Origin of the sequence: Citrifermentans bremense (assembly GCF_014218275.1) — a bacterium.
Classification (GTDB): Bacteria; Desulfobacterota; Desulfuromonadia; order Geobacterales; family Geobacteraceae; genus Geomonas; species Geomonas pelophila.
The window spans coordinates 1528653-1545360 of sequence record NZ_AP023213.1; the positions used below are offsets into that span (position 1 = coordinate 1528653).

The following is a 16708-nucleotide window of genomic DNA, read 5'->3' on the forward strand; positions in this document are numbered from 1 at the left end:
GGATCTTCCAGGCCGTGGGTGAGTACTCACGCAGCGCCGAAAAAGAGACCGAACTTACCGGGCCGCAGCTATGGGCCCTGAAGATCCTCGACAAACAGGCTCGTTTGCGTGTCTCCGAGCTGGCCCGGCAGATGTACCTGCGACCGGCTACGGTGGTAGGGATACTGGACCGTCTAGAAGCAAAGGGACTGGTGAGCCGAACCCGGTCGAAGCAGGACCGCCGTGCGGTCGACCTAGAACTGACAGAAGCGGGCAGGGGGGTCGTCGCCAAGGCACCGGAGGTTGCCCAGATCATGCTTGTAAACGGGCTATCAGCGCTTGAAGAAGAAGAATTCAACCGCGTCATCGATGGGATGCAGCACATGGTAAAGATACTGGGGGCGGAGCACCTGATGCCGCAGCCACTGCACAGCTGAGCATCCCCCCCGAAAACGATGGAGGAAGCTCCCTATGAAGCATTCTCTTGACCTTGCGCTGATCGGCAACTGCCAGGTCGGCGCGCTCATCGACACACAGGCGGAGATCGTCTGGTACTGCCTGCCCCGCTTCGACGGCGACCCGGTCTTTTGCTCCCTGTTGCAGGAACACGAACCGGGCGAGGGGATCGGTTACTGCGGCATCGAACTCGTGGACCAGGTGGCGAGCGAGCAGCACTACCTCCCCAACTCGGCGGTCCTCGTCACCACGATGACCGATTCCCGGGGGGGCGCGGTCGAGGTGACCGACTTCGCGCCCCGCTTTCGGCAGTACGGCAGGATCTTCACCCCTATCATGCTGGTCAGGCAATTGCGCCGACTGCACGGGACACCGAGGGTGGTCGTCCGGGTGCGCCCAGCCCGCAACTACGGCGCCGAGCGCGGCTAGTTCACCTACGGCAGCCACCACATCCGCTACGTTTCCCCGTACATGGTGCTGCGCCTTTCCACCGACGCTTCCGTCACCGCCATTCTGCAGGAACTTCCGGTGCTGCTCGAGGACGAGCTCAACCTCGTCCTGGGCCCGGACGAGACGGTGCATGAGAATGTCTCGGAGCTCGCGCACCGTTTCAAGAAGGAGACCGTCGCCTACTGGCAGGAATGGGTGCGGGATCTGGGCATACCGTTTGAGTGGCAGGACGAGGTGATCAGGGCGGCCATCACGCTGAAGCTCAACGCCTTCGAGGATACCGGCGCCATCGCCGCCGCCCTCACCACCTCGATACCGGAGGCGCCCGACTCGGGGCGCAATTGGGACTACCGCTACTGCTGGCTGCGCGACGCCTACTTCGTGGTCAACGCGCTGAACCGGCTCGGCGCCACCAAGACCATGGAGCGCTACCTGCGTTATCTGGTCAACGTGGTGGCCGGGAGCGATGGTGGCTACCTCCAGCCCGTCTACGGCATCGACGGCAACAGCAACCTCGAGGAGAAGGAGATGCCGTCGCTGCCGGGCTACCGAGGCATGGGGCCGGTGCGGGTGGGGAACCAGGCTTGCTTGCAGGTCCAGCACGACGTCTATGGTTCGGCGGTCCTGGCGGTGACCCATGTCTTCTTCGATCACCGCCTAATGCAGCGCGGCGATACCACCCTGTTTTACCGCCTGGAGCCACTGGGGGAGATGGCGATCCAGGTGCATGACCAGCCCGACGCGGGGTTGTGGGAGCTGCGGGGGAGCCGCAGGGTGCACACCTTCTCCAGCATCATGTGCTGGGCGGCCTGCGACCGGCTGGAGAGGATAGCCGCCCAGTTGGGGCTCAGGGAGCGGGCCGCCTACTGGCAGGCCCAGGCGCAGCGCATCCACGAGACGGTCTGCCGGCACGGCTGGAATGCGGAGAAGAAGAGCTTCACCGCGGCCTTCGAGGGGGAGACTTTGGACGCGAGCCTGCTGCTCATCCACGACGTCGGTTTCCTCGCCGCCGACGACCCGCGCTTTGCCTCCACCGTCGCTGCCATCGAGCGGGAATTGCGCCGCGGAGATTACATCTTCCGCTACGTGGAGGATGACGACTTCGGCACCCCAAAAAACGCCTTCATCGTCTGCACCTACTGGTACATCTACGCCCTGGCCGCCCTCGGGCGCACCGACGAGGCGCGTCAGCTCTTCGAGAACCTGCTGGCCCGCCACAACCGGCACGGCCTCATGGCCGAGCACGTCGATGTCGCGACCGGAGAACAGTGGGGCAACTTCGTCCAGACCTACAGCATGGTTGGGCTCATCAACGCGGCCATCCGACTCTCCAAACGGTGGGACACCGCGTTTTAAGGATAGAGCGATGTACGGAAGCGGCACGGGACTATACCGAGGCAAGATGAAGGCGTTCTTGGCGCTGAAGGCCGGGATGGTGCAGCACCGCGAGGTGATGAAGGAGGTGGCGGCCTCCGTCGACGGCTCCTGGGTCTACTACGTCATGCTGATCCTGGCCGCGCTGATCGCCCTGCTGGGGCTGCTCATCAACAGTGTCGCCGTCGTCATCGGGGCCATGCTGATCTCGCCCCTCATGGGGCCCATCATCTCGTCGAGCCTTTCCTTCACCATTGGGGATCTCGCCCTCGCCAAGCGCACGTTTCGTACGCTGGGGATCAGCGTTGCCCTGACCGTTGCGGTGAGCGCGCTGGTGGCGCTGCTCTCCCCCCTGAAAGAGCCGACGGCCGAGATCCTGTCCCGGGTGAGGCCCAACATCCTGGATCTCTTCATAGCGGCCCTATCGGGGGCCGCCGGGGCGATAGCGCTCTGCACCAAGCGCAACTACCTGATCACCTCGACCGGAGTCGCGGTGGCGACGGCAGTCATCCCCCCCTTGAGCGTGGCTGGCTACGGCCTGGGAACCTGGCAGCCGATGCTCGCCCTTGGGGGCTTCCTGCTGTTCTTCACCAACTTCGTCGCCATCATCCTGAGCTCCGACATCGTCTTTTTCATACTCGGCTTCAGGACCAGTCACGTTGAGGAGCCCCAGCACTCGCACCGCACCCGGCTGGCAGTCATCACTGTACTTTCCGTCCTTATCTCCATCCCGCTGGTCTACACGCTGGCAACCGACGTGGCGAGGATAAAGAACGAGAAGCGGATCGGGCGGGTACTCAGGAGCCAACTGGACCGGGAGCTCGTCTCGCGCCTGACGGATTACCGGTACCGGCAGGAGGGTGATCAGCTGTTAGTTATGGCATCGGTCAACACGGTACGCTTCCTCAACAAGCCTGCACAAAAGGAGATCGAGAAGGACCTGGCGCGGGAGGTGCGGCGCCCGGTGCGGCTGGAATTGGAACAGGTGATCGTCGCCTCGGAAAGCCAGCTCAAGGATCAAACCGCAAAGGGGGCGCTGGAGCAGGCAAAGGCGCCAAAGGAGAGCCCGGCGGAACTCGCCGCGAAGGTAAGGCCGCTTGTGGCGCGGGTCGAGCAGGAACTTGCCGGGGCGCTCGCTCCCTGCCTGGTCGGCCGGACCACCGTCGCTTTCAGTGGGGACCAGGAGCCCCTGCTGGTAAGCGCCACGCTTGGCAGGGACTACCCGGTGGCGCGAGACGAACGTCTGCTGCTGAGCCGACTGCTGGAGCGGGCGCTGGGGGTCCCGGTCCGGCTCCAAATCACGCTCGCCCCGATGCTGAAGCCGATGGTTTTCGCCAAGGATGGCTCCCTCGCGGGGCAAAGCAGAGACGAACTGGAAGTGGTGCGCCATCTTCCCGAGGGACCAGCCGCGTTCCGGTTCATAGTGACCGGGCCGAAGGAGAGCGGGAGAGAGCAGAGCGTTCTCTCGCGGTATCTGACTGAACAGCTCGCGGTACCGGCGCAGGCGGTGACCACGATCAAATCCCCCGGCGGGGGGGGCGTGGTCACGCTGCGCGTCGTGCGCAATGACAAGTGAGGTGATGATGAAAGTAGGACTTATAGGATTCGGCAAGACGGGCAAGGCGGTGGCGTCGGTGCTGCTGCAGAGCAAGGAAACAAACCTGCAATGGGTGGTGCGCAAGTCGCACAACCTGGAACACAGATCGGTGCCGGAGTTTCTGGGCATCGACTCGGACGAACCGGGCTACATCTACTCCTCGGAAGAGTTTGACGCTGAGGAACTGCTGGAAAGGTTCCCCGTGGACGTCATCATCGACTTCTCATCCGAGCACGGAGTCCACTACTACGGGGAAGCGGCGCGTAACCGCGGCGTGGCGGTCGTGAGCGCCATTTCCTCCTACTCCGCGCAAACGGTCGCATACCTGAGATACCTGGCTCATAAGACCAGGGTGCTATGGTCGCCCAACATAACGATCGGCATCAACTTCCTGATCATAGCGGCCAAAATCCTCAAGAGCATCGCCCCGCACACGGACATCGAGATCGTCGAAGAGCATTTCAAGGCAAAGCCCGAGGTGTCGGGGACGGCGAAAAAAATCGCCACCGCACTGGGACTTGAGGACGAGGTCATCAAGACGGTGCGTGCCGGCGGCATCATCGGGGTGCACGAGATCCTGTTCGGCTTCCCCTATCAGACGGTGCGCCTAAAGCACGAGTCGATAACCCGCGAGGCCTTCGGCAACGGCGTTCTCTTCGCCGCGAAGCACCTGTACGGCAAAAGCGTCGGGCTCTACAGCATGGAGGATCTCATGATCCCCTATTTCAACGCGGGACCGGCCCAAGCTGGATAGGGGCGGCCGCAGCGAGGCGCTATGAAGAAGGCGATATCGAGCACATCCCTGAAATCGCTCAGGCTCTCCCTGAGGTTCGTCGTGCCGCTCGCGGTGGCCCTGGGGCTGCTGGCCGTCACGGTGGTTCCCCTGGTGGACCGGCTCACCATGCACTGGTTCATGCGCGACATGGACATCCGGTCGCGCCTCATTGCCAACACCCTGCACGACCAGTTGGTGGAGTTGCTGCAGCAGGAGAACGCCGCCAAGGTCCGGTCGCTGTTGAACAGGGCCGTGCAGGACGAGCGGCTTCTGGCGCTGGGGTACTGCGACCGCCGCGGCAAGCTTTTGTACAAGACCCCCGCCTTCCCGGAGGCGCTCGGCTGCCCGACGCCTGCGGCCGCGGAGACTGACAAGGGGCGGGTGCTCCACCTCCCCCAGGGGGCGGTACACGTGGCGGTGCACCCGGTCGGCATACCCTCGGCCGGGGCGGGGTCCCTGATCCTGGTGCACGACATGAGCTTCGTCGAGCGCCGCAGCGAGGATACCCGAAATTACATCATCGCCTTCTTTGCGCTGCTCGGCCTGATGGTTTCCGCCATTACCGTCTTCGTCGCCCATCTGAGCTGGCGCGGCTGGCTGGAAGGGGTCCGGGCCATGCTGCGGGGGGAGGGAATCGTGAGGCCGTTCTCTCAGCCGACGGTCGAGCCCGAACTGCAGCCGCTGGTGGGAGACCTGCGGGCGTTGCTGCGGGCCATGGACAGCGAAAGGCGCCTCGCCGACGACGCCACCGTCACCTGGAGTCCGGAAGCGCTGCGCAACCTCCTGCACAAGCAGTTGACCGGCGAACGGATCATCGTCGTTTCCAACCGAGAGCCCTACATCCACAGCAAAAAGGGGGACGGTATCGAGGTGCACCGCCCGGCAAGCGGCCTCGTCACCGCCGTCGAGCCGGTAATGCGCGCCTGCTCGGGGACTTGGATCGCCCATGGCAGCGGCAGCGCGGACCAGCTGGTCACCGACCGGCAGGACCGGGTGGCCGTCCCGCCCGACCACCCGGAGTACACCCTGAGGCGCATCTGGCTCACCAGGGAGGAGGAGCAGGGATACTACTACGGCTTCGCCAACGAGGGGCTCTGGCCCCTGTGCCACATCGCCCACGTCCGCCCGATCTTCCGCTCCAGCGACTGGCGGCAGTACCAGGAGGTGAACCAGCGCTTCGCCGATGCCGTGGTGCGGGAGGCGGACAGTGACGACCCGGTGGTGCTGGTGCAGGACTATCACTTCGCCCTGCTGCCAGGCATGATCCGCAAGGCCCTCCCCAAGGCCACCATCATAACCTTCTGGCACATCCCCTGGCCCAACCCCGAGTCCTTCGGCATCTGTCCCTGGCGCGAGGAGTTGCTGGAGGGGATGCTGGGGTCGACGATCCTGGGCTTTCACACCCCGTTCCATCGCAAGAACTTCCTGGAGACGGTGGACCGCTACCTAGAGACCCGCATTGAGCATGAATCGTCCACCATCAGCCGGGGGGGGAACCTCACCATGGTGGAGAGCTACCCGATCTCGATCCAGTGGCCCCCCCCGTGGCAGGAACGGCAGCCCCCGGTGGCGCAGTGCCGGGAGGAGCTCAGGAGGGAACTGGGGGAAGGGGCCGGGCACCTGGTCGGCATCGGGGTCGATCGCCTCGACTACACCAAGGGCATCCTGGAGCGCTTCCGGGCCGTGGAGAAGCTCATGGAGCAGCACCCCGAACTGGTGGGTGCCTTCACCTTCGTGCAGATCGCCGCGCCATCCCGCTCCGCCCTGGATGATTACCAGGCCTTCGACGCCCAGGTGCATACCTTGGCCCAGCGCATAAACCAGCGCTTTTCCCGCAAGGGGTGGCAGCCCATCCTCCTCAAGGCCGAGCACCACGAACCCGAGGTGGTGAACCGCTACTACCGCGGCGCCGACGTCTGCATCGTAACCAGTCTTCACGACGGTATGAACCTCGTTGCCAAGGAGTTTGTGGCCGCGAGGGACGACGACCAGGGGGTGCTGGTCTTGAGCCAGTTCACCGGGGCCGCCCACGAGATGCACGAGGCCCTGATCGTTAACCCTTACCATATCGAACAGACGGCGGAGGCCATTTTCCGCGCGCTCACCATGCCGCAGTTCGAGCAGCGCGAGAGGATGCGCAGCATGCGGGCCCTGGTGCGCGACTTCAACGTGTACCGATGGGCCGGACGCATGCTCCTCGACGCGGCGCGCGTACGCCAGCGCGAGAAGCTCTCGGCCCGCATCAGGAGAGACCAGTAATGCCCAGTTACCTGTTCCAATGTGAAGAACTCGCCGCTTTCACGCACCACGTGGCACCCGACACCCTTTTTGCCTTCGACCTGGACGGCACCCTGGCGCCCATCGTCGATGAGTACGGAGAGGCCCGGGTCGCCAAGCCCGTGCGCAACGCCCTGCAGAGGCTGATGGGGCTGGCCAAGGTCGCCGTTATAACCGGGAGGTCGCGTCAGGACGCCATCGGCATCCTTGGGTTCCAGCCGCACCTCGTGATCGGGAACCACGGAGCGGAGTGGCCGGGACTAAGCGGCGGACGGCGCTGGGAGCACGTCCAGCTCTGTCTCAAGTGGCGGGACCGGCTGCACACAGCCCTCTTCTATGAGCAGGGGGTGGAGATCGAGTTCAAGGGGGAGTCGCTCACCCTGCACTACCGCAAGAGCGACGACCCGCAGCGGGCGCTGGCGATGATCCAGGCGGCCATCGGTGATCTCCAGCCGCAACCGCGCACCATCGGCGGCAAGTTCGTGGTCAACGTGCTTCCAGCGGAGGCCTGCGGCAAGGGGGAGGCGCTGGCGGCCGCCATGGAGGAACTGGGGTGCAGCAGGGCGATCTATTTTGGCGATGACGAGACCGACGAGGAGGTGTTCCGACTGCCGCGCAGCGACGTCTTCGGCGTGCACGTCGGCAAGAACGAGCTGTCGGCGGCAACGTACTACCTGAACCAGCAGTCGGAACTACTGGGGGTGCTCAATTCCATGGTAGGCATCCTTGAGAACTGTGAGTACGAGGCACAGTGCTGTGACGGCTGAAAGGGTACCACTATAGGAGGAACTATGGCTGAGCACGTAGAAATCTTTGGCAATTCATTGGTGCAGCATGATCCGGCTGCACGTAGGGCGACACTGGCCCTGTTGGATCCGGAGGAGGCCCCGGGTGTCATCCGTCACTTGGAACTTCTGGCCAGCTCCCGTGGGTACACCAATGTCAGTGCCAGGGTCCCCGCCGCCCACGTCCGGCACTTCGTCGGCGCTGGGTATCGGCTGGAGGCCGCCATCCCACATTTTTACGGGGAAGGGGAGACTGCCTGTTTTCTCGTCCGCCATTTCGGCGAAGCCCAAGACACTGAAAGGATGTCGCTACTTTTGAGTAGAATCCTGGCGGCCACCGAGATGCATTCTCTGGCAGGTCCGGTGTCGTTACCCGAAGGTGGAGCTCTTAGGTTAGTGGAACCTTCCGAGATCGGCGACGTGGTCTCGCTGTACCGCAGGGTCGGAGTTGCCAAGCCAGCAGCGGTGGACGATCCGATCTTCCTCCACAACTTCCTGGGGCGGGGCGACCTCTTCCTTGGACTGTGGATCGAAGGCATTCTGGTTGCGGCATGCGCAGCGATCTTCGATCCGACAACGGGCACGGCAGAACTGGCTCACTTCGTCGTACTGCCCGAGCACCGGGGGAAGGGACTCGCCCTGCTGTTGCTGCAGCGCATAGGGGAACTTTCTGCAGCTTGCGGCGCCAGGCTGCTGTGGTCAACCGTGCGCGCCTACGCCCCCGGAATTAACATTACCTTTGCAAAGGGGGGGTACCATTTCGGGGGAACCCTTACCAATAATTCCTACATTTACGGTGCGACGGAGAGCGTTAACGTCTGGCACAAGTGCCTTGCTGACGATCCTGCTCTGGCATGGAGTTCCCTCTTTTAACAAAATTCGGACGGAAGGTGCGATCATAAGCAAAAAGATCATACTTTTTAAACAGGGACGCGCAATATCTTTTGATGGTAAACGTTTTTGAAAATTTACCTCATATATGCTTGAAATTAACATACAGCTGAGCAATCCATATTTGTAGTGCAAAGGCAGCAATAACCTTAATATATTTTATTGTGGAGTAAAAATGGTGGCAAGGGTTGTAAGGAAAAATTACAAAAAAATTACGGGACTTTTTTTCGACTTTTTCGAGAGCGAAAAAACTTCAGGAGTTCTGCTAATTGTTTGCACCGTTTTTTCCATACTAATGGCAAATTCATCCGGTCGGTCCCTGTATATTGGTACGTGGCATTATGAAATTCTTGGACACAGCCTACAATACTGGATCAACGACGGACTTATGGCTATTTTTTTCTTGCTGATCGGGTTGGAAATCGAGAGAGAAATATATGTTGGCGAACTATCTAACCGACAAAACGCTTTGCTACCGATTGCCGCAGCCATTGGTGGCATGGCGACACCGGCACTGTTTCACTTCCTCCTCAATCGAGAGACAGCAACAGTGCACGGCGCTGGAATCCCCATGGCAACGGATATCGCTTTCGCACTTGGAATCTTATCCCTAGTGGGAAACAAAGTGCCAACTTCGCTTAAGGTTTTTCTGGCAGCTCTGGCCATCATTGATGATTTAGGCGCTATTATAGTCATTGCTGTTTTTTACGTGACAGACTTTTCATTGATTTATTTTACCTTGGCTTTAGCGATATTTGGTCTACTCCTGCTGCTAAACCGCTGCAACATAAATCGCCTTTCTGTTTATCTCATTCTAGGTGGCATCATGTGGTTTTTTATGCTCAAGTCTGGTGTCCACGCCACCATTGCCGGGGTCTTGTTAGCATTTGCTATTCCATTCCGGCAAATCCGGAACAATTCGCCATCATATAGGCTACAGCACTTTTTACATAAGCCTGTTGCCTTTTTCATTATGCCAATTTTCGCTCTAGCCAATACAGGTATCACGTTGACTGGAAACTGGGCAGAAGGACTTGCGACTTCCAATAGTCTAGGCATTATAGCAGGCTTACTGGGAGGCAAGCCGTTGGGAATATTCTTGTTTAGCTACCTCTCAGTTAAAGCAGGACTGTCAAAGTTGCCGAATCGTGTTGGCTGGAAGCATATCATCAGCGTTGGTTTTCTTGGCGGAATAGGATTTACAATGTCTATTTTTATCACGCTGCTTGCTTTCGGAGACTCCACAGTTGTTGAGAGCTCTAAGCTCAGCATTTTGCTCACTTCCGTGCTCTCCGGTACCATCGGCTTCATGTTGTTGAGCCGACAGTCAACATAGGTTGTGGCTAATTTTTAAACAATACGTTGCCCAAATTAAACGGTATTTTGCCCCAGTATCGACATCCATGTTTGTGGAAAGGCTTCGAATTTTAAGCCAGTATCGGCGTCCCCACGGTGCCCCCCCTATGAACTATTGAGCCTTTACAGATTGAGAGGTGAGTCTCAAAATACCGATGTTGGGTTGAAATTGGATGACGATCGACAACTTATTATGCGATGTACTACATCAGCTACGGACTAATGAATTCAGCAAAGTGTGCGCAAAGCGTATAATGAGTGGAGAGGCTGCCGGTACGGAGTCTTCATTCCATTGTACTTTCGGAGGAAAAGCCATGAGATTCGCGAAAATTCTCGTTGTGAACCGCCTTTCCCAGTATACGCGGGACGCCGTGCGCTACGGGGGCATGCTGGCTACATGCTTCCAGGCCGACCTCCTCGTACTGCGGGTCATCTCAAATCCTGTGGACCAGGAGGCGTTGAACGCGCCGAGTCTGTTCATCAAGGGGGAAAAATACAAAACGATCAGCAGCATCGAGGAGCAACCCCGGGAGGATCTGGAGAGGGTGATCAGGGAAGAGGTGCCGACAACGTTGTCGGTTACCGGATTGGTGACGGATCGTGATCCCCTCCCCGAGATAACCAGGATAGTACGGGAGGAGAAGGTCGATCTGCTGGTTGTCCTAGCCCACGAGCAGTCCCGTCTTGAGAACCTGCTGTTCCCCGATAACCACGGGCTGATCAGGACGCTGCCTTGCTCCATCCTCCTCATGAAGCATGAGCCGCGTCCGGTAGGATAGGGGAAACGATGAGCGACGATATGCTGCAGCGAGGAGAGGGTCAGGCGATTACCCGCCCCTTGCGCAGCAGTCGGTAGACCTCGATCTTGGCCAAATCGTTAATGAAGAACCAGACAAGGGCGTAGCCCCAGACCAGCAGGGCGTAGCCCCAGCCGATGGGTGCGATGAACCAGCCGTAGACCGCGAAGAGTGTGGCCGCCATCTTGGTCGAGACTGCCGCCCAGAAGAGCAGTGAGGCCGGGTAGGGCGGTTGCCAGAACCGGCGTTCGGTACGGGTCACGAATATGGTGAGATGACCGGCGATGGCTAGTTTTAAAAAGACGAAACTTTGCACCACGTCGGGGGGGAGTTTCAGATAGAGTTTGGCTAGGTAGAAGATACCGAAACTCGCGATTACGCCCAGGACGCCGAGCACCGTCGCTATGGTCATCACTTCGGTCATATTCCAGCGGATCGGCCGATCATCAGCCTTGGTGTTGTCTAAGGCTATGGCGAGGATAGGGATGTCGTTAAGAAACGCCAGTATGATGATCATGATCGCGGTGACAGGGTAGAAGTTGAATATGAGAATCGAAGCGGTCATGAAAAGAATCACCCGGATGGTCTCCGCGATCCGGTAGATGCTGTAGCTTTTCATCCTCTCGAAGGTGATCCTCGCCCCCTTTATCGCCTCGACTATGACCGATAGTCCTGGTGTGAGCAGAATCAGATCGGCCGCGGCCCGTGCCGCGTCTGTCGCTCCGGAGACCGCTATGCCGGCATCTGCTTTTTTCAAGGCGGGAGCGTCGTTGACTCCGTCGCCGGTCATGCCGACGATATGGCCTCCCTTCTGCAGTTTGTCCACGATGAGATACTTGTCCTCGGGGAAAACCTGGGCGAATCCGTCGGCACCTTCGATAAGCGTGATGATCTCCGATTCGTGACTGTGCACGTATCCCTTGGGCAAAGCCAAAGCTCCGAATTCCCTTTCAAGGGCCTGCGCCACCGACTTCCCGAAACGCAGTGCCTCCTCTTCTTTCACGTCGGGTGACAGCTTCCCAAATACCGCCTTCGCAACCACCTCACCCAAAAGAACCAACTCCCGGGTGCTTGCCCCACTCAGTTCCTGCGCGCTCGAAATTTCAGCGCCGATTCCGAGTTCCTCGGCTATGTGCCTGGCTATGGCGATGTTGTCGCCGGTGACCATCTTGATATCGATGCCGAGACGTTTGGCCTCATCAATGGTGCTGCGCGAATCTTCCCTGGGTGGGTCGAAAAGGGGGATGAGTCCAAGGAAAGTGAAGAATTGCTCCTCGGGCCGCTTCCTCGCAACCCCCAGGGTCCGGAAACCGCTCTCGGCGAATTCCTCAACCCGCCTCGCTGTCTCAAGGTGCTCGAGACGCTCATCGCAGAGAGAGAAAACCACCTGCGGGGCCCCCTTGGTGACAACGGAACGCTCGCCCCCCGCTTCGACAACAGCCTCTGTCCTCTTGTTCACCGGGTCGAACGGAGTGAAGGATATCTGCCTGTATTGAGCAAGTTCGGTACCGCCACTGGCCTTGAGCAGGTCGAAGATGGGGCGCTCGATCGGGTCTTCGTTTTCTTCCCTGGAGGCGAGGGCGGCACAGAGGAGCAGTTCGTTCAGGTCATGGCCCTTGGCGGGCGACGGGTCCGCGACGGTCATCCTGTTCTGCGTCAAGGTCCCGGTCTTGTCGGAACAGAGGATATCAACCCCGGCAAGTTCTTCGATGGCGACCAAACGGCTAACTACCGCATGCTTCTTGGCAAGGTTCATGGCTCCCACCGCCATGGTCACCGAAAGTATGGCAGGCATTGCCACGGGAATCGCGGCGACCGTCAGGACCAGGGCAAATCTTAGGATCTCCAGCATGTTCTCGTGGCGAAACATCGCGGTGAACAGGATGAGTGCCACAAGGAAGACGGTAAGAATGATCAAGTAATTGCCGATGTTGATGACCGCTTTCTGAAAATGGCTCTTCTCTTCCTGCTGCGCCTGAGCGACCAGCGCCACTGTTTTGCCGAAGAAGGTGTTTAGCGCGGTGTTGGTAACGACGCCAAGCATCTCCCCCTGTTTCACCACTGAATTGGCGTAGGCTATGTCACCTTCCTTCTTGCTTGCCGGCAAAGACTCACCAGTAAGCGCCGACTGGTCCGCAAGGATGTAATCCCCCGCGATGAGTTTTATGTCCGCTGGAATCAGGTCGCCGATCCTGACTTTGACGATGTCACCCGGCACAAGGCTCTTGGCATCGATGGTCTGGAACCCGCCGTCGCGAAGTACAAGGGCCGTTTTGGCCAGCTTCTCTTTCAGTACCGTGAGGGCGTTAAGGGCCTTCGATTCCTGCCAGAAGTCTATCCCCACATTGGTCATCAGGAGAGCCAGAATGATGGTGAAATCGTCCCATTTGGCGACTAACGCGGACAAAAGCGCGGCGATTTCGATCATCCCCGGGATCGGTCCCCAGAAACGCCTCAGTAGCCTATGCCCCAGCGACTCGATCTTTTCTGGTATTTCGTTGTACCCGTAGAGTTTCAGCCTTTGGCTTGCCTCGCTCGATGAGAGGCCGTTGGCCCTGTCCGTCCGCAACTCTCGCAGGGTCTCCTCAACGGATAATGACGAAAATGATTCGGTGCTCTTGGCCATGGCGCCACTCTATTCGCTCAGCCAGCGCCGAGCATGTTTCAGGTCGTCGTTAGAGAAAATCCTGACCTGTCCGGGCATGAAAAAGCCGAACCCCTTAACCGCCGTGGCGATCCATCCCACGTCCGTGACCACCGCCACCCGCTCCCAGGCGGCAAGATGCTGCAATCCAACTTTGGCATCCTCCCAAATGGCTTTAGCTTCAAACCCGGTGAACTCCTGCCCCAAGTGGTAAAGGAACCGTATCTTAATCTGCCGAGCCAACAGTTCCTCAACCGCCGGAATGAGCACCGACCGATAGTCGGCCCCGGTCACCTCTCCCCTCGCCTCAAATTCGAGCATATCGTCAGGCAGTTCGTTGATTCGCACCAGCATGATCGCCTCCTGATCTTAGACTGCTTCCTTCGTAATATTCTACCATCAGTGTATTGATTCGGCGTCACACTTTAACCCAATATCGGCCTGCAAAGTCCCCGGTCATGTATGAACGCGGCGTCCTGCGCTGCCAAAAGCGGCGGTTGTCGCAGGACCGCCTGTGACTTTCTCTGAATTGATGTGATGTCGTAGCGGCGACGGGCTGTATCTTTGTCGGACGCTAATTTAACCGGAGAGTTGGGCAAATGCTGATAGGGACCCTCATGGTGCCCGCTCAACCGGTCGACCCGTTGAGGCCATGGTGTAACGGTCACCACCTTTGGCACGGGCAACCGAAAATACGGCACCTGCGCTGGCGCAGTTGATGGGGCACAGACAGATGATGACGATGGGATTTGGTGTGCGCACGAGCGCTACCAAGGCGGTGCTCTTTGACGGGAGGTCGATCGGCTTTGAAAATTGACCCAACATCGGCGTCCAAGGCCGACCCATCTCTTTCAAAATATCGGGCCATTACAGTTTGAAGTCGAAGAATGCCTATGGTAGGTTAATTGACATCTGGATTTCGTTTTTCGGTAGCCTTCGAAACAATTTTTCGTACCCTGTGTTGTACCCTAAAGTGTTGCAAACATGGTTAACATGTGATACACGGTAAATCATCAGTGAGCGGCTAACCGCTCGAGATTTTAGCAAGTTGTTGGTTTTCTTTAAGTGGGTGAGAACGGTCGGTTGCTCTCATAACCCGAAGGTCACAGGTTCAAATCCTGTCCCCGCAACCAAAACATATCAAAGGCACTTGGGCTGATTAGCTAAGTGCCTTTTTGTTTGTCCGCATTCCCTATCCCTCCTCCCTCCTTTTCCGGGGACACAATACCTGTTAAATGTTGACACATTAAATAACTCCTGTACTCTGCGGCGATGGCGCGCATCTCTCGGGTCGTGGTACCCAGACATCCTGTCCGCGATACTGTAGCCACAGGGCATCGCCCACGCATAAACCTGTTTTCTAATCTGCCAAACGCGTTCAAATGATGTTCCCGCCCTCCGAACAAGCAACCTGAGGCTGCCTTGTTGTCAGCTGAGTTTGCCGACGATCTTTTGGCTACCGGCGAGGAAGTTCTTACTCACAGCATCGGTGAGCAGGATCCCAGGAAAACAGTTTTAACCGAAGACGAGTTTTGCAGCCGCCTCATGGCAAATCGTTCCAGAATCAGAAAAGCACTAGAGGCGTAGCCAAATATTCACCTGTAACAATCATTCTTCCCTGACCACTGTTCCCAGTTTCATGCAGCAGCCGATCTCTTATAGGTTCAACATGTGCCCCGCCTGTCGGGGCGCTGTCATTTCGGGTTCTTGTACATCTCTGTGAATTCAAAAGGTTTACATAACCTCGTCCGGTGCTATCCTGTACTCAATTTGAGTTTGAAAGGAGAGACGGTATGAGAAACATAGTGAAAGCCGCGCTGGTCCTTTTAACAGCTGCCTTGTTGATGGGCATGGGTAGCCTGGGAGGCGCACCGGAAGGAGAGGTGCCCAAAACGGATGAGAACCTCAAGGTGCAGCTTACCGACCGTACGGGAGTGAGAATCGAGTTGACCAGGTTTTCTATGAACGGCAAGGTCTTCCTTGAAGGGAAAAGAGGGGCTGGAGAGATGAATGTCTTCTTCCACGACCTGAATGAAATCGGCTTCGGCCCTGCCAGTGGCGATACGGTGCAGGCCGATCTGCTGCTAAAATCCGGACGCCGCCTCCAGCTCAACGTACGGGAGAGTGCCGTCTTTTACGGAGATACGGGTGAAGGAACTTACCAGATTTCGGCGCATGACATCAGCCGGATCCTGATTCACTAGATGAAGGTGAGAGCTGAGCACGCTGGCACTGATCGAGGCGCTGGTTGTTCGCCTTGTCCGGGAGGAACCCATGAACGTGGAAATACATGATGTGAAAATTGAGTATCCCGAGGGATGCAACATCATCTTAGGCCAGACACACTTCATAAAGACTGCCGAGGACCTGTACGAGATCATTGCCACGACAGTACCAAAGGCCCGCTTCGGAGTTGCCTTTACCGAGGCATCCGGTCCCTGCCTGATAAGGACCGAGGGGAACGACGAAGAGTTGGTCCAGGGATGCGTGCAGGCGCTGAAGGCGATCGGCGCCGGTCATGTCTTCTGCGTCCTGCTGCGCGATGCCTACCCCATTAACGTGCTTAACCAGATCAAGAACTGCCCGGAGGTTTGCCGGATTTACTGCGCCACGGCAAATCCGCTCCAGGTTATCGTTGCCTCCACGCTTCAGGGGTGGGGGATCCTCGGGGTAATCGATGGCCTGCCGCCCAAAGGGGTGGAGACGGACGAGGACCGGCAGGAACGCCGCGACCTGTTGCGGCGCATAGGTTACAAATGCTGAATAGTGCTGCTCCAAATCAGGTATGAGCCGGGTGTCTGGCCCCTCAGCCCAAAAAAGTGAATTTGAAACAGTCAATATTGTGAGGAGGATATTATGAAAGTAATTATATCTTTTGTCTTTTGTGTCTATTTTATGCTTGCAGGAGTGCTGGCTTTCGCTGCATGTCCTGATCCACAATTGGTCTGCCAAATTTATCACCCTGGTAGCACTATGACTGGCTATTGTGCGTACGCAGATTGCTTTGATATGAGTTATGGAGAAGAAGTGAGATTAGTTGCAGGCGACGACGAGGGCTTATTTCCAAGGCGGTGGAAGATGTGGAACAAGCATGCTGCGGATATAACTCAATGGGGGGACTTCCCTTGCAACATTGAGCCGAATGGATCCAAGACAAAAATCTGGATTCCAGAAGGCGATACTAAATGCTCAGTTAAATTAAACAGTAGCAATTCATCTATCTTCTATGAGCACTTTGCTGCTAATCCACTATCAGGATGCTTAGGTTGGGTGGAATGTAGAGAATGAAAAGGTTAGGCCGAACCTATTGATCGAGTATTCCCATTT

General features: G+C 58.0%; 16 protein-coding genes. 14 read left to right on the forward strand and 2 right to left on the reverse strand.

What is annotated here, in order from left to right; translation table 11 throughout:
• Positions 1–14 precede the first annotated feature (14 nt).
• The 10 genes from GEOBRER4_RS06725 (at position 15) to GEOBRER4_RS06765 (ending at position 10719) form a co-directional block, all read left to right on the forward strand.
• The gene (locus tag GEOBRER4_RS06725; RefSeq protein ID WP_224981187.1) at positions 15–416 is read left to right on the forward strand and encodes a MarR family winged helix-turn-helix transcriptional regulator; all 402 of its coding nucleotides are present in this window, start codon (positions 15–17) and stop codon (positions 414–416) included.
• 34 nt (positions 417–450) lie between these two features.
• Complete coding sequence (locus tag GEOBRER4_RS20425) at positions 451–864, forward strand: trehalase-like domain-containing protein (RefSeq protein ID WP_226377909.1); 414 nt, start codon at positions 451–453, stop codon at positions 862–864.
• 42 nt (positions 865–906) lie between these two features.
• Positions 907–2241, forward strand: a complete 1335-nt coding sequence (locus GEOBRER4_RS06730; RefSeq protein ID WP_226377910.1) for a glycoside hydrolase family 15 protein — start codon at positions 907–909, stop codon at positions 2239–2241.
• 46 nt (positions 2242–2287) lie between these two features.
• The gene (locus GEOBRER4_RS06735) at positions 2288–3835 is read left to right on the forward strand and encodes a TIGR00341 family protein (protein ID WP_226377911.1); all 1548 of its coding nucleotides are present in this window, start codon (positions 2288–2290) and stop codon (positions 3833–3835) included.
• 7 nt (positions 3836–3842) lie between these two features.
• Positions 3843–4610 carry a 4-hydroxy-tetrahydrodipicolinate reductase gene (locus tag GEOBRER4_RS06740; RefSeq protein ID WP_185244755.1) on the forward strand — a complete coding sequence of 256 codons (768 nt, stop codon included), beginning with the start codon at positions 3843–3845 and terminating at the stop codon, positions 4608–4610.
• Between the two features lie 21 nt (positions 4611–4631).
• Positions 4632–6890 carry an alpha,alpha-trehalose-phosphate synthase (UDP-forming) gene (locus GEOBRER4_RS06745; protein ID WP_185244756.1) on the forward strand — a complete coding sequence of 753 codons (2259 nt, stop codon included), beginning with the start codon at positions 4632–4634 and terminating at the stop codon, positions 6888–6890.
• Positions 6890–7675, forward strand: a complete 786-nt coding sequence (gene otsB, locus GEOBRER4_RS06750; RefSeq protein ID WP_185244757.1) for a trehalose-phosphatase — start codon at positions 6890–6892, stop codon at positions 7673–7675. Before GEOBRER4_RS06745 ends, otsB begins: the two co-directional genes overlap by 1 nt.
• 24 nt (positions 7676–7699) lie before the next feature.
• Positions 7700–8566: a GNAT family N-acetyltransferase gene (locus GEOBRER4_RS06755; protein WP_185244758.1), complete on the forward strand. Its 867-nt coding sequence runs from the start codon at positions 7700–7702 to the stop codon at positions 8564–8566.
• Positions 8567–8759: 193 nt separating this feature from the next.
• Positions 8760–9920 (forward strand): Na+/H+ antiporter NhaA, encoded by a 1161-nt coding sequence (nhaA, locus tag GEOBRER4_RS06760; RefSeq protein ID WP_185244759.1) that lies wholly within the window; start codon positions 8760–8762, stop codon positions 9918–9920.
• A gap of 334 nt (positions 9921–10254) precedes the next feature.
• On the forward strand, positions 10255–10719 hold the full coding sequence (locus tag GEOBRER4_RS06765; protein ID WP_185244760.1) for a universal stress protein: 465 nt from the start codon (positions 10255–10257) through the stop codon (positions 10717–10719).
• A 40-nt stretch (positions 10720–10759) separates the two neighbouring features.
• Here the strand turns inward: GEOBRER4_RS06765 and GEOBRER4_RS06770 are convergent, their stop codons facing one another.
• Together GEOBRER4_RS06770 and GEOBRER4_RS06775 are read right to left on the reverse strand one after the other, a co-directional pair.
• The gene (locus GEOBRER4_RS06770) at positions 10760–13363 is read right to left on the reverse strand and encodes a plasma-membrane proton-efflux P-type ATPase (RefSeq protein WP_185244761.1); all 2604 of its coding nucleotides are present in this window, start codon (positions 13361–13363) and stop codon (positions 10760–10762) included.
• 9 nt (positions 13364–13372) lie between these two features.
• Positions 13373–13735 carry a SpoIIAA family protein gene (locus GEOBRER4_RS06775; RefSeq protein ID WP_185244762.1) on the reverse strand — a complete coding sequence of 121 codons (363 nt, stop codon included), beginning with the start codon at positions 13733–13735 and terminating at the stop codon, positions 13373–13375.
• A 1071-nt stretch (positions 13736–14806) separates the two neighbouring features.
• Here GEOBRER4_RS06775 and GEOBRER4_RS06780 point away from each other — a divergent pair.
• The 4 genes from GEOBRER4_RS06780 to GEOBRER4_RS06795 all read left to right on the forward strand — a co-directional run bounded on the left by GEOBRER4_RS06780 (position 14807) and on the right by GEOBRER4_RS06795 (position 16669).
• Positions 14807–14968, forward strand: coding sequence for an NADAR family protein (locus GEOBRER4_RS06780; protein WP_226377912.1), 162 nt, complete (start codon positions 14807–14809; stop codon positions 14966–14968).
• A gap of 206 nt (positions 14969–15174) precedes the next feature.
• Positions 15175–15585, forward strand: coding sequence for a hypothetical protein (locus GEOBRER4_RS06785; protein ID WP_185244763.1), 411 nt, complete (start codon positions 15175–15177; stop codon positions 15583–15585).
• Between the two features lie 70 nt (positions 15586–15655).
• Positions 15656–16144: an adenosine-specific kinase gene (locus tag GEOBRER4_RS06790; RefSeq protein WP_185244764.1), complete on the forward strand. Its 489-nt coding sequence runs from the start codon at positions 15656–15658 to the stop codon at positions 16142–16144.
• Positions 16145–16237: 93 nt separating this feature from the next.
• Positions 16238–16669, forward strand: a complete 432-nt coding sequence (locus tag GEOBRER4_RS06795; protein ID WP_185244765.1) for a hypothetical protein — start codon at positions 16238–16240, stop codon at positions 16667–16669.
• The last annotated feature ends 39 nt before the right edge of the window (positions 16670–16708 follow it).